13 protein-coding genes are annotated in these 12,676 nt (G+C 58.7%); 9 read left to right on the top strand and 4 right to left on the bottom strand.

Translation table 11 applies throughout. From position 1 onward, the window contains the following. Positions 1-1,234 precede the first annotated feature (1,234 nt). Together FJ398_19635 and FJ398_19630 are read left to right on the top strand one after the other, a co-directional pair. Positions 1,235-2,017 (top strand): type II secretion system protein, encoded by a 783-nt coding sequence (locus FJ398_19635; GenBank protein MBM3840133.1) that lies wholly within the window; start codon positions 1,235-1,237, stop codon positions 2,015-2,017. 395 nt (positions 2,018-2,412) lie between these two features. After that, positions 2,413-2,856, top strand: coding sequence for an acetolactate synthase (locus FJ398_19630; protein ID MBM3840132.1), 444 nt, complete (start codon positions 2,413-2,415; stop codon positions 2,854-2,856). A 511-nt stretch (positions 2,857-3,367) separates the two neighbouring features. On the opposite strand, the gene FJ398_19625 is transcribed toward FJ398_19630, so the two are convergent. The 4 genes from FJ398_19625 to FJ398_19610 form a co-directional block, all read right to left on the bottom strand. Continuing rightward, complete coding sequence (locus FJ398_19625; protein ID MBM3840131.1) at positions 3,368-3,619, bottom strand: cytochrome P450; 252 nt, start codon at positions 3,617-3,619, stop codon at positions 3,368-3,370. Between the two features lie 537 nt (positions 3,620-4,156). After that, on the bottom strand, positions 4,157-5,269 hold the full coding sequence (locus tag FJ398_19620) for a Gfo/Idh/MocA family oxidoreductase (GenBank protein ID MBM3840130.1): 1,113 nt from the start codon (positions 5,267-5,269) through the stop codon (positions 4,157-4,159). Further along, complete coding sequence (locus tag FJ398_19615) at positions 5,269-5,967, bottom strand: redoxin domain-containing protein (protein MBM3840129.1); 699 nt, start codon at positions 5,965-5,967, stop codon at positions 5,269-5,271. The genes FJ398_19620 and FJ398_19615 overlap by 1 nt, the downstream gene beginning before the upstream one ends. 15 nt (positions 5,968-5,982) lie before the next feature. Continuing rightward, on the bottom strand, positions 5,983-6,450 hold the full coding sequence (locus FJ398_19610) for a redoxin domain-containing protein (GenBank protein MBM3840128.1): 468 nt from the start codon (positions 6,448-6,450) through the stop codon (positions 5,983-5,985). A gap of 164 nt (positions 6,451-6,614) precedes the next feature. Between FJ398_19610 and FJ398_19605 the strand changes: the two genes are divergently transcribed. The 7 genes from FJ398_19605 (at position 6,615) to FJ398_19575 (ending at position 12,360) form a co-directional block, all read left to right on the top strand. Continuing rightward, positions 6,615-6,851 carry a SelT/SelW/SelH family protein gene (locus FJ398_19605; protein ID MBM3840127.1) on the top strand — a complete coding sequence of 79 codons (237 nt, stop codon included), beginning with the start codon at positions 6,615-6,617 and terminating at the stop codon, positions 6,849-6,851. 287 nt (positions 6,852-7,138) lie between these two features. Then, the gene (locus FJ398_19600) at positions 7,139-8,425 is read left to right on the top strand and encodes a hypothetical protein (protein MBM3840126.1); all 1,287 of its coding nucleotides are present in this window, start codon (positions 7,139-7,141) and stop codon (positions 8,423-8,425) included. Between the two features lie 11 nt (positions 8,426-8,436). Next, positions 8,437-8,655 carry a hypothetical protein gene (locus tag FJ398_19595; GenBank protein ID MBM3840125.1) on the top strand — a complete coding sequence of 73 codons (219 nt, stop codon included), beginning with the start codon at positions 8,437-8,439 and terminating at the stop codon, positions 8,653-8,655. A 235-nt stretch (positions 8,656-8,890) separates the two neighbouring features. Continuing rightward, a complete protein-coding gene (locus tag FJ398_19590; protein MBM3840124.1) occupies positions 8,891-9,268 on the top strand; it encodes a hypothetical protein in 378 nt (125 codons plus the stop codon). A gap of 499 nt (positions 9,269-9,767) precedes the next feature. Next, on the top strand, positions 9,768-10,412 hold the full coding sequence (locus FJ398_19585) for a hypothetical protein (GenBank protein MBM3840123.1): 645 nt from the start codon (positions 9,768-9,770) through the stop codon (positions 10,410-10,412). A gap of 5 nt (positions 10,413-10,417) precedes the next feature. Continuing rightward, a complete protein-coding gene (locus FJ398_19580; protein MBM3840122.1) occupies positions 10,418-10,666 on the top strand; it encodes a hypothetical protein in 249 nt (82 codons plus the stop codon). After that, positions 10,651-12,360, top strand: a complete 1,710-nt coding sequence (locus FJ398_19575) for a hypothetical protein (GenBank protein MBM3840121.1) — start codon at positions 10,651-10,653, stop codon at positions 12,358-12,360. The genes FJ398_19580 and FJ398_19575 overlap by 16 nt, the downstream gene beginning before the upstream one ends. The last annotated feature ends 316 nt before the right edge of the window (positions 12,361-12,676 follow it).

The following is a 12,676-nucleotide window of genomic DNA, read 5'->3' as shown; positions in this document are numbered from 1 at the left end:
CCTCAACCACTTGCCGGACAGTCATGCTATGGACTCATACGACAAATCCTTTTGTCTTAGGTTCTCGCGGCTTCCATGCCGGTGGGAAAACTTTGTTCAGGCGTTTTCCATTCTCCTGTGCGATCACCAGGTTGATCGCGGCCCAAGGCCAGATCGCGGCTCTGAAAGAGGCGTCGATGACTGACGTGTCTCTTCCGTGCCGCCCCGGCCAAATTCGTTGCGCAAAAGAGTCCCGTGCGGTGCGGGTTTGTGTGCCAGGCACATCCCTTCCGTTCACGGCCAAGTGATTTTGCGAAAAATGGCTCATAGAGGCTTCGGGGTTCGCTCCGAAGTTATGTCTGTGGCGGCGCCTGGTTTTCGCCTGGCGCGGACCTCAAATCCCGGCCTCCTTGCTGCTCTACAGATCAAGATGGGCGCATGCGCGCGCTGCGCTGCCGGCTCGGAAGACGATCCGATTCACGTCAGCTTCACGCGAACACAACGCAAGAGCACACCACTGCCTTGATCCAGGCATAAGGGGACGTTCAACTGCGGTGGGATTGAGGGCCGGTCTTTCGACCCAGCCACTCCAGGAACAACAACGCTATGGACTCATACGACAAATCCTTTTGTCACACTGCGCGCGGCATCCATGCCGCGGAAAAACTTTAATTCGGGCGTTTTCCATCAGCCCGGGCGGCAGAGAGCCTGCCGCCACTCATCCTGATAATCGGGCGCTGGAAGGAAAACTTTAATGGAAAACGCAACCCCTCAGTTAACGACGGTGGGGCGACGCTCCTGCGGAGCTTACTGTGCAGACCGTGGGATTGACGACAGATCGACCGGAGAACCGTAGCGCAGATTTTCAATCTGCTGTATCGCCGATTTCCAATCGGCAGGGCGCCGGCAAGTCCCAGCGTGCTCGGACTGGGAGACGCCCCGCAGAATACAATTCTGCGATACGGCAGAGTGCAACTCTGCGCTACGAGCTTTGTCGTCCATCCCGCGGACCAAGCAGTAAGTAGAGTAGGCGAAACGGGCGGTTTGAGAGGCCGGAGCCAATGACCGTGAAACCTTGGTTACTAACGACAACCAGGCAACGCTTCGGCAACCAGCCTTCGGCATGGCCAATCAACGGGCCGGGGAAACCCGGCCCATTTCTTCTTGCCGGTGGGGCTAATGTCAATTCCTCTTACCACAAATGAACACATACGCCAGCGACGACCGCACGCCAGCGGCGCGCGCTCCCCAACCAATGCTCCGCGGGTTCACCTTGATCGAGTTGCTGGTGGTCATCGCCATCATTGCCATTCTTGCCGGGATGTTGCTGCCCGCGCTGGCCACAGCGAAGGCCAAGGCGCTGTCGATCAATTGCATCAACAACACCAAACAACTGCAATTGACCTGGGTGCTTTACAACAACGACAACGACGGCCGCATCGTCTTGAATCCGGGCGCCGTCGCGGTGAACCAGACGAACTTCTCCTGGTGCGTCGCAGGCGAGCGTCCCGGGGCGACGGGCTACGTTTCGGGCGGCGAAACCAACGTGAATTTGTTCATGCACGGATTGCTGGGCAAATACGCCCAGACGCCACTGCTTTTCCGATGTCCGGCGGACAAGTTCATTTATCCGGGCGCGAAGGGTCCTCTGGCGCGGAGTTATGCCATGAACAATTGGATGAACGGCTACTACCGCGGCACGATGACGCCGCGGCTTTACGAGCGGGAGGCGCAGATGGTCCATCCGTCCGCGCTGTTCGTGTTCATCCACGAAGATCCCAACACCATCGACGACGGCACGATTGCGATCGATCTCAGCCCCGGCACGACGAACAGTTGGTCCAACAGCAACACCGCCGCGGCTCTGCACGGCGGCTCAACCAGCATTGGCTTCGCGGATGGCCACGCCGAGTTGCATCGCTGGCGCGGCGTGATGAAATCGACCGGCCCAATCCGCGGCGTCACCACGGTCAATACCGCCGTCCGACCGAATCTCGACGCGAACTGGCTGAAGGAGCGCACCTCGGAGCCGAGGTGAGGGCGGATTTTCTGCGAGGCCGCTCACGGTAGGCCACAACCCAGATTGTCGAGGGGAATTCACCCGCTTTCGGCCAATAGACTCTCTTGCGGTTGAGATGGGGAGCGCACGCGCCCTCGCGTGCCGGGGTCGGCGCCCCCGCCGACCACTCTATTCCGTCCGAAAAAGCGGTCGTTCGATGAGATGGTTTCTTCGACAATCCGACCGGCGAGGCGCCAGTCGTTGAAACCATGGCACTGAAGGGGACGGCTCAGTTCGACGGAATGTACTCGGCGAGGGCGCCGACTACAGCACGCGGGGCGCGTGCGCTCCCCATCGTTCCCGCCAAACTCCGCGCAGACGAAGCTTGCCTTGAGTCCGAAACCCCGGATGATACGACCATGCAGGCCAAGACCATGCGAGCGAGGCCGGGCGATGCGGTCAAGCAGTTCTCCGTCTTCACCGAAAACAAACTCGGACGGCTGCACGATCTGATTGGCCTGTTCGAATCCCACAACGTGCATGTCCTCGCGATGACCACGCTGGACACGACCGACAGCAGCATCTTGCGGATGGTGGTCGATGATCCGGATCGCGCCCGGCAGCTTCTGAGCGAGGGGAGGTATCCTTACACGGAGTCGGATCTGCTCGTGGTGGAGATCGATTCCGAGAGGAAATTGCGGGAGGCCTTGTCCGTGCTGCTCGTGGCGGAGATCAATATCAACTACGTCTATTCCTTTATCGCCCGGCCCGAAGGCAGATCCGCGGTGGCGTTCAATCTGGAAGATCGGGAAGTGGCGGCGCAGGCGCTGGCCCAGCAGCAGTTCAAAGTGCTGACCCAACGCGATGTTTCACGCTGAGATCCTGGCCCTTCAAAAAGCCGCGAAGCGGCTGAGCTTCCGAGGTTCAATGGCTTTTTCATTTGTTTGGGACCCCCGCAATCCCCAAACCCCGGCGCTGGGCTTCAGACCCGCGCCAAAGGGCAAGCCCTCTGGACTCCGGTTCTTTCCGATTGCTCTGCAAGGAAAAGTTGTAGATGGCCTTCCGCTACCGCGGCAAAGATAAGGCCAGGCTTGGCGCCCCAAAGCAGACCCGAGACAAGCAGATTGTTGTCAATGACCGCTCTCACGGCGGCGCCGCTCTGCTCTTACCGCATCAATTTCAGCCTGAATCTCCTCGTAAGACATCGGTTCACCGGGAAGGGAATGCAATTCCTTGAATCTGACCCAAATCTTTGCGCGCGCGCTCGCGGCGAAGTTCCTCCGTCAACATCTCGCTAAGCCGCGCAGACTCCAGCAGCCCTTTTGCTTTCGCCTCCTTCAGCAAATCGTCGGGCAAATCGACCTGAATCGTGATACTCATATCGTGGGCTCAAGGACAAGCTGGATGCGCGGCACGTTCGGCGCGGACGGCATCCACTTCCGCCTGGATTTCCTCCATCGTCATCGGTTCGCCCGGGAGCGCGCGGAGTTCCCGAACTATGTCGAAGAAGTCCCGCCGGGCCGATTCTGCTTTCACTTCGCGTTCGATCAACCGCGTGAGGTTCTGCGGGTCGAGCAAACCCTTGGCCCTGGCTTCGGCGGCCACGGTCTCCGGCAAATCCAATTCAATCGTAATGCTCATAACGCTTCCACGGCTGGCGAAACTAAACATCGGGCGCTGGCCGAAGTCAAACCGCGAGGAGGCGTCCAATGAAAACGTGGCCTAAAGTAAGTCTTGGCGATTTGCTTTGACTTGAACGCCGTCCGGTGAAAGTTGAACCGGAGAAGCTCTACCAGGAAATCGGCATCTACTGTTTCGGGCGCGGCATCTTCCACCAAACGCCTCGCACCGGTTTAGAAGTTGGCGACAAGGATTTGTTCCTGATGAAGGAAGGCGATTTCATTCTGCAAGTCACATTTGCATGGGAAGGCGCAATCGCCCCAGCCCTCCGGGGCGGGGCGGCGCCTGGCCGGCTGCGGCGTTGCTCGTCGGTCACAGCCCCAAAACGGGGATGCTCCCTCCTCGCGCCTTGCATCCGGCCAGGCGGCGCTCCCGCCAAAACCGGAAGTTATTTTTGCACAGACCCTAAGACAACTGAGCGCATGAGAGACCTGGGTGTGTTGGACACCTCGCTCGCGAATTTCGAGACTACGCCATTCCCGGAGGATTGTGCGAATCTCAGCGCAGCATCTCGCAGGCGCGCAGAAGCGTCTCTTGCACCAGCAAATCTTCCTCCGGGGTCACCGAGAGCGGCTGTCCTGACCGGACGCAGCGGGCCAATTCCGTCAACTCCGGCGCGTACCTCCTGTAATCCGGCATCGGCACGCTTTGAATTCCTTTCGCGTACGGCCCGGCCGCCTTGGCCAGGTCGATTTGAAGTTTCGGAGGTTCAATCGGTTTTACGAGGGCGGTCCCGTTGCTTCCCTGGATTTCGAAGAAGCGATGCGCGCCCGCGCCCGGCTGCAAGGTCGCGCTCGAAACAATCGCCAACGCTTTCGGATACTCGAACACGGCGACCGTGTTGTCCGCGAGCGTGTCGTTTGCGCCTCCGTGGTTCTTGAGAAACGAAGTGACCTTTGCCGGCCGCCCCTGCAAACGGACCACGGGATCGATCAGGTGCGACCCCAATTCAAAGAGCGTCCCGCCGTGGAATTCGGCCCATTCCGGCCGCCGCACGGCATCGACGGTGGTGTTGATCGTTCCGCGCACGAGATAGACTTGGCCGAGCCAGCCTTGTCGCGCGGCTTCGAGCGCGGCGTTGATTCCCGGATGGAAACGCCACATGTAACCCATCTGCAGCAAGCGCTTCTTCTCGCGCGCCAGCGTCACCAGTTTCTGAAATTCCGCGTAAGTATCCGCCGGCGGTTTCTCGAGGTGGACGTGCTTCCCCGCCTCCAACGCCAGCCGACCGTGCCGCGCGTGATCCCGCACCGCGGATTCCACGGCGATGACTTCGGCGTCGGAAAAGAGTTTCTCCTGCGAAACCAGAGGCACGCCGAGGCTTTGATACTGTTTGCGAACTGACTCGTCGTCCTCGCAAATCCCGACGAGTTCGTATTCCGGCGAGGCCCTCGTGAATTTCACCTTCTCAGAGGCGTGCGAGTGGCTCGCGCCGAGAAAGCCGATTCTGACGCGTCTGACCGGTGATTCGGCTGCGTTAGTGAGGTTTGAGTTGACGATCCAGCGCCCGGCAATCGTGGTGGCCAGAGCCGATACGATAAAAGGTCGACGTTTCATGTTTTCCAATCCGGCGAGGCTCAGGTCGCTTCGAGCAAACTTGGGCCGTTGCATCAATCCTCGCCCTTCTTCTCCCGCGCAAGCTGGGTTTTCTGCCAATCGTAATCGGGCGAATCCGCGGTGTAGAATTTGTCGGGATGCTCGATGGCCCAGATTTGCTTTCGGATCCGCCAGTTGTCCGCATCGAGGTCGCGCGCGTGCTTTAGTTTGGCCAGGGCTTTTTCTTTCTGACCCTGATGGAGAAGCACGAGTCCCCAGACAAATGGGATTTCCGCGCGGCGCGGCTCGATTTTCGCCGCGGCCTCGAGCTGAGCGACCGCGTCAGGATAACGTTGCGCTTCATCGTGAACCCGAGCCAGGGCAAGACGGGCGCGCCAATCCTCCGGCGCAGTGGCCACGAGCTGTTCGAGATCGGCTTGCGATCGCGCCGCCCCAAGCTGGGGTTGCTTAGCTCGGAGGGCTGTAGCCGGTTCGGCGAGCAAAGTCTCGACTTCGCGCAAAAGGGCCGCATTCGGACCGCCGCCCTGGAGACGGATAATGCCAACCTCATCGACAAAGAAGGTCACTGGAATCGCTTTGAGGCCGAACGCAGCGCCGAAGACATCCGCCGGATCGACCGCGACTGGAAAGGTGACTCCAAATTTCTGCGTGAAGGGTCTGACCACTCCCGCTCCCTGGACGTCCACCGCGATGGAGAGCAGCTCGAAATCTTTCCCGCGATTCCGTTCGTAGAATTTCTGCCAGACTGGCAGATCATTCCGGCAGCCTCACCAGCTCGCCCAGCTATTGATCAGGACGCGTTTGCCGCGAAAATCCGACAAGGCCACGGAACCGCCGTCGAGTTTGGCGAGGCGAAAATTCGGCGCGAGTTGGCCGACCCGCGCGATGCCCGCGCCGGTCGGGCTGGTCGCGGGCCGGAACGCGAGGCTCACTCGCTCCCGATTCTTATCGAAGGTCGCAACGGCCCCCAACACTTCCGCCAAGGCCGCCACCGGAATCAACGTTTCCGGGCCGTCCCGAACAAACTCCTTGAGCGGGGCGCAGCGATCGCCGGCGCATACGGCGATCTGGTTTTGACCGGGCAGGCTTTTGACCGCGATTCCGGCCTGCTCGCTCAGAGACTTCGCGGTGACGTACGCAAGGCCGTTTCGCTCCGTCGTGCGGATCACAAACTCTTCTGACTGGGCCGGTGCCATCGAGAGAACCAACAGCGTCGATAGACAGAGATTTCTCATAAGGCCTGTTCCGCAGCCGCGCGGACAAGGGTAATGACTTGATCTTCTAGAACAGCGGCCGGGCGGTGTCAAAGGATTACCGGTTGTGCGCGGTTGGCGCGGTTGGCGGTTTCTTGACGGCTCGTTCCCTCTCCAATACTGTTCGCCCGTTCATTGGATTGAATATGAGTGTTGAAATCAGCATTGAATATTGCACGGCTTGAAACTACGAGCCGCACGCCGTCGGTCTGACGGAGAAGTTGCTCAAGCTCAAGCAGCACATTCGTTCCTTGAAGCTGGTGCCTTCGGGTGGGGGCGCATTCGAAGTCAGCGTCAATGGGCAAAAGATTTTTTCCAAGCTGCAAACGGGACAATTCCCCGAACCGGATGCGATTGTCCAGGCGGTGCGGGCCAAACGCTGAACATCGAACGTTGAACGTCGAACTCCCAGTTTCGATAGGTTGCGTTTGTTTGAAGTTCACGGTTCAAAATTCGATGTTCGACGTGCAGCGTTCGTCTGAGATTCCTTTGCGGAGAGTGATGGGTGCCTGGTGGTCCTCGCGGTCTTCAAAACCGTTGTCGGTTCGTTTCACGGGCCGAGGTGGGTTCGATTCCTACCCTCTCCGCCACTTTTCAGGCGGAAAATGAAGGAAATGAAATACCAGACACAGATTTGGCACAAAAACCGGCTGAATCTGGATTGCGGAAAGTGAAATTCCCGCAAGTCATCCGGCATCGAAAAGCCGAAGCCACGATCTACGGCAAGAGCCAGAAATACCCGCGCTATCGCCTGGCTTACTACGTGGCAGGCCAGCGCCGTATCCGTAGCTTTGCGACTTACGGCGACGTTAAGACGGAAGCCGAGCGCGTTGTCCGTGAACTTGCCAGTGGCTCGCAATCCACTGCCTTGACCGGAGCCCAGTCTCGCGATGCCTTGGCCGCACTGGAACGTCTCGAATTCGCCCGACAGGCGACGGGCAAACGGTTTTCCTTGCTGGCGGCAGTCAGCGAGTTTTCCGAAGCCGTCACCCGTCTAAATGGCCGCTCGTTGCGCGAAGCCGTCGAGGGATACCTAACCACATTTGCCGTTGTGAGACGGAAGGCGCTTGCGGAAGCCGTATCGGAGTTTGCCGCCAGCCGGGAGCCGAAGGCCAAGGCGCAGAAAAACGGCGAACGGGCCGCGTTAAACGCCAAGTATGTCGAGAACACGCGCAATTGGCTCAAAGCTTTCGCCGAAGTCTTTCCCGGACACTCTGTCTGCGATCTGACCAAGGAACACTTGGACACCTACATCGCCACGCTGAAGGAACTCTCATCCAAGAGCCGCAATGACCGACGGGCGATTGTGAAGCAGTTTCTCCGCTGGTGCGTCGCCAAGGATTACCTGAGTCCGAGCCACAGGCTTTTCGAGGCGACCGACCTTCAGCCAGAAGAACTGATCGGCGGCACAATCGACTATTACCTGCCGGATGAATTCCGCGCGTTGCTGGAAAACGCCGAACCGGAAATGCGCGTGATAATCGCGTTGCAGGGCTTGGCCGGACTTCGCTTGGAAGAAGCCTTGCGCTTGGAGTTTGCCGACTTGTTTCGGCGCATTGGGCATATCGAGATCAGTAGCGCGAAATCGAAAACTCGGCAGCATCGTCTGGTTGAAGTGGTTCCGGCCTTGCATCAATGGCTCGAACCGTTTCGAGGAATGGAGGGCAAGCTGGTTAAGAAATGGACCAGACCGAACAGCTATGACCGAGCCTTCCGGGAATTGCGAGAGTCATTGAAGATTCCCTCTCGGAAGAACGGCCTGCGCCATGGGTTTTGCACGCATCTCTTTGCCCTGACTGCGAACGAGAACTTGACCGCTGCGCAAGCCGGCAATTCACCCGCGATGATCCACGCGCATTACAAGGGACTCGCGACGAAGGCCGAGGCGGAAGAGTGGTTCACCGTCGTGCCCGCGAAAGCGGACGTGATTGCGCTCGATCCGGCGGCAACGAAGTGAGGCCAAGCCCTATGGATGCCCCGTTCTACTTCATCGACGTTGGCTGGCGCCGGGTCATCTACTGCGATTTGCTGGACGCGGAAAGGTTCGCTTGTGACGGACGCCCCGTGACGTTCAAAAGCGTTGTTCCCGTGCTGAGCTTCAAGAGCGTGAGCAAAGTCAGCGTGTTGGATCACTCCGCATTCGGCACCGCTGCCATGCCGCCCGAAGCGCGGCCCATCATTGTCTGATCCCATGAGCGCCGACAAAAGGAAGAGAAGGAACAAGGTAGGCACGGCTCCGAAACTTGAACGCTGCGAATGCGAGCTTCCCCCGCCGTTGGAACTAGCCAAGCTTGCCGCAGTCCTTCATCGGAACGAGAATTACTACTTTGATCAAGCCATCCAAAAGGCCGCGCAACTCTATCGAAAGGCCGTTCAGTTCCACGAAAAATTCGCGAAGGCGACCGCGAAAGAAAAAACCGTCATGTTGGCAGATTGGGATACGGAGCTGGCTGAGATTGTGGCCGATGAGTATTTCCCCTGGAGAAAGGTCATTCCCAATCCAGAGCACGGGCATCCCGCAACGCTCAATGAATTCTTGCGCCGGGTAGTAAAAGCGAAAACACCCGCAGACTGCGAAAAGAACCTACGCGATTATTTCCGCAGTCAATGCCCCCCAGGGCACGACGATTTGGATTTTGCCGCGCAATGGCTCGCAAAACTGAAAGCGGACGGCTTGGATGATGAACAGTGGTATGGCCTGGGCTCCTGTTACCTGAGTTGGCGGAAAGACCACGTATCGGAGCAAAACCGCAAGAACCGCCAAGGAAAACGTAAGAAACCTTTCGCTGACGAAAAATAGGGTTTGATTCGGGTTTCGGTCTCTTCTCGACTGCTTTTCCTTTTTTGACCCGCTGAATTCGTTTTTCCACCCCGCGAATTCGTTTTTTAGCTCCCTGAATTCGTTCTACTCGTCACCCCAAGAGTTGCAAAAGTGCGTGATGCCCCACGTGTAGCGTAGGGCGATGCAAACGCACGTAACTGCCGGGTCGGACAGCGGCCCAGAAATCATCGACGAGTCAACCCTCCGAGAAACCCTGCTGCCCGCCAGCGCGCGCTCACTCAGGAATTGGAGGGATAAGGGAATCTTGCCTTACATTCGTCTGCCAGGGAGCAGACGGATTTTCTACCATCGCAAGAGCGTACTCGACGCTCTTGTCAGACTGCAGAAGGGAGGCGTCTAATGACCGCTGACCAAGAAGTACAGCCCGCGCCCTGCCAGGCCACGGGGAAACTCCAAGACACCGCCACGGTAGCACAACGCCGCGTCTGGTCAACGTTTGGCAACAAGAGAGGCCGCCGTGAGTGACATGCGGGACACACGAGACGGCCCTTGGGCGTGGCAGAGCAAGGTCGCACTGCGCGCGATTCGCGAAGCGTTTGACCGCACGAACGACGTGGCTTCGGCAATCGGCGTGTACGTCACGCTTACGGAGATAGCTTCGGACGCCGGAAGCGACCGGTTTCATACAACCCACGCGTGGATTCAGCGTCTCAGTGGTTGGAGCGTCCGAACAGTCCAGGCCCGTTTGAAGACACTCGCGGAAATCGGCCTAATCGAAGTCGAGACGCCAGACCTTCGAGCGCCCAGCACGTACACCTTGAAGGCCGTTGCGCAACCATTGCCGAACGTTGCGCAACCATTGCCGAACGTTCGGCAATTGGCGAAACAAGCCTCGTTGCCGACATCAGAAGAAAGTACAGAAGAAAGAAAGAAGAAAGGCGCTTCGCGGTTCTCTCCTCCAACCATCGAGGAAGTCCTACTCCACGCCGCCAAGATTGGACTACCAGAGACCGAAGCCAAAAAGCTTTGGCACTTCTACGACTCGAAAGGCTGGAAGGTGGGCAAAGCGCCAATGCGCAACTGGCACAGCGCAATGTCTGGCTGGAAAGTCCGCTGGGAAACCGAGCGCGGCAAACCCGAACCGCCGCAGAACTGTATCTGAATCCGATGGCTCTCTGCACCGCCAACGACTTTGCGACCGACACCGGCGAAGCGTTCTTGCGTCCGGGAGACCGCTGTTTCCTGTGCGGCGAGCCGCTGGTGGGCGACGTGTGGGCGTATTGGCAGGGTGCAGACGAGGCCGGCACCCAGATTTGGTTGCACCCGGCTTGTTCAAAGCGTCTGGCCGATGCGCTCAACAAGGACTGGCTGCAATTCGCCACCGAACACCCTGAGAAGTTATGCCTGACACACTGACAAGACCGAGCCGTGAAGACATTCTCCGCGCTCACCCGCTGGCCGATTACCTGAGCGATCGTGGAATCAAGCTGCGCGGCTCTGGCAACCAACGGACAACCAACCGCTGCCCACTTCAACAGCACAAGCCGGGTCATGGGTGCGTCTCGGTGGAAGTGGAGCGCCAGCTCTGGTATTGCAACGACTGTGGCGTTGGCGGAACGGTGATCGACTGGATTCACCATGAGACGGGCAAACCCGTGGCCGACGTTATGAGTGAGTTGGCGGGCCGGGACACCTCGCCTCGCCGTTCATCCGCCAATGATTCGCGCCACACGCCTCCAAGAATCGTTGCGACCTACGATTACACGGAGGAAAGCGGCAAGGTGCTCTATCAGTGCGTGCGGTATGAGCCGAAGACGTTTCGTCAACGCCAACCGGATGGTAAAGGCGGTTGGAAGTGGGACCTTGATGGAGTCACGCGCGTTCTGTATCGGCTGCCTGAAGTGTTGCTGGCGCAATCGGTGATCGTTTCCGAAGGCGAGAAGGACGTTGAGACGCTGCGCAAGTTAGGCTTCACGGCCACGACCAACGTCGGAGGCGCGGGCAAATGGCTGGCTGCCTACTCGGACGTTCTGGCCGGCAAGGACGTGGTCGTTTTCCCGGACAACGACAAACCGGGACAGGATCACGCGGAAAAGGTTGTCGAGTCTGTCAGCGACAAGGCCATTTCGGTAAAGGTTGTGCCCATGCCCGCACCCTGCAAGGACGTGACGGAATATTTCGAGACCTTCGCCACGCCAGAATTGGCGAAAAAGGCTATTCAAGACCTGATCGACCGCACGCCGCACCGGCTCAAGCCGCTGCCGGTTTACAGCATTGCGGACATGGAACAACAATATCGGGATTTCATTCGCGACGTGGACAAGCGCGCGTTCGACCTGGGCAAGTTCCTGCCGAGCCTTGGCGCTTGCGTCCGTAGGCTGGTTCCGGGTGAGCTCGTCCTAATCATGGCTTCAACCGGGGTCGGCAAGACAGCCATGCTCCAACATATCGCGATGGCAGCCGCGCCGCTGCCTACGCTGCTGTTCGAACTTGAGTTGCCAGGTGAGCTTCTGTTCGAGCGTTTCGTTCAAATGCAAGTCGGTTGCTACGCCAGCGACGTTGAAAAGGAATATCGCTCAACCGATGTGCCGAGATGGAAGTCGTATGGCAAACTCCAACACGTGTTCACTTGCCCTGAGAGCGGGCTGGCGCCCGAGGAGGTCGAACGCCTGATTCATCGCTCCGCACTCAAGCTCGGCCAAAAACCAGCGGTCGTGTGCGTGGATTACATCGGCCTCTTGCGGCCATTGGCCAGGAGCCGCTACGAAGCCGTCAGCTACGCCGCCGAGCAAATGAAGGTCATCGCCAAGAGGACCGGCACGATCATTTTCATGGCTTCGCAGCTCTCCCGCCCGGACAAAAGCGACAATTCGATCGAAGTCAAACTGCACGATGGGAAGGACAGCGGTTCGCTTGAGAATTCGGCAGGCTTGGTCTTGGGAGTGTGGCGCCCGCAACCGGACACGCTCATGATTCGCGTCTTGAAAAACACAAAGGGCGTCTCGGGCAAAATTATCGAATGCGAGTACGACGGCGCGAGGATGCAGATTCGCGAGAAGTCTCTGATCAACGGCGAACCCGAAGTGGGCAGAAACGTGCGCTCTGCCTGACCCGAGCCGTGCATCCGCGGTCGGCGAAGGGACCGAGGAAGCCCCGGAGATTATTCGGGTGGCACAGTGCACTGGCGAGATCGGACAGGTTTAACGATCTCTCCCGGCAAGAAACTTCGAACGAGTGGGGCGGTCGGTTTGGGCGGCACCTCGCCTATTTCGCCCAGCGCAACGGCCACCTTCACGGCACGGTCAATCATGCCGATGATATTTTCCAGCGCTTGTTTTCGTCGGGCGGCTTTGGTGAAAGTTGCAAAGTATGCCAGTCGTTCTTTGAGCAGAAGCGGCCCAATACAATCCTGAACTTGGAGAAGCA

The sequence above is a fragment of the Verrucomicrobiota bacterium genome, assembly GCA_016871535.1.
GTDB lineage: Bacteria > Verrucomicrobiota > Verrucomicrobiia > Limisphaerales > SIBE01 > VHCZ01.
This window is presented reverse-complemented; position numbering and strand designations above follow the sequence as displayed.

Excerpts from the sequence above, each read along its gene's own strand:
- FJ398_19635 (MBM3840133.1), top strand. The coding sequence starts at position 1,235 with ATGCTCCGCGGGTTCACCTTGATCGAGTTGCTGGTGGTCATCGCCATC.
- FJ398_19630 (MBM3840132.1), top strand. The coding sequence starts at position 2,413 with ATGCGAGCGAGGCCGGGCGATGCGGTCAAGCAGTTCTCCGTCTTCACC.
- FJ398_19625 (MBM3840131.1), bottom strand. The coding sequence starts at position 3,619 with ATGAGCATTACGATTGAATTGGATTTGCCGGAGACCGTGGCCGCCGAA.
- FJ398_19620 (MBM3840130.1), bottom strand. The coding sequence starts at position 5,269 with ATGCAACGGCCCAAGTTTGCTCGAAGCGACCTGAGCCTCGCCGGATTG.
- FJ398_19610 (MBM3840128.1), bottom strand. The coding sequence starts at position 6,450 with ATGAGAAATCTCTGTCTATCGACGCTGTTGGTTCTCTCGATGGCACCG.
- FJ398_19595 (MBM3840125.1), top strand. The coding sequence starts at position 8,437 with ATGGATGCCCCGTTCTACTTCATCGACGTTGGCTGGCGCCGGGTCATC.
- FJ398_19590 (MBM3840124.1), top strand. The coding sequence starts at position 8,891 with ATGTTGGCAGATTGGGATACGGAGCTGGCTGAGATTGTGGCCGATGAG.
- FJ398_19580 (MBM3840122.1), top strand. The coding sequence starts at position 10,418 with ATGGCTCTCTGCACCGCCAACGACTTTGCGACCGACACCGGCGAAGCG.
- FJ398_19575 (MBM3840121.1), top strand. The coding sequence starts at position 10,651 with ATGCCTGACACACTGACAAGACCGAGCCGTGAAGACATTCTCCGCGCT.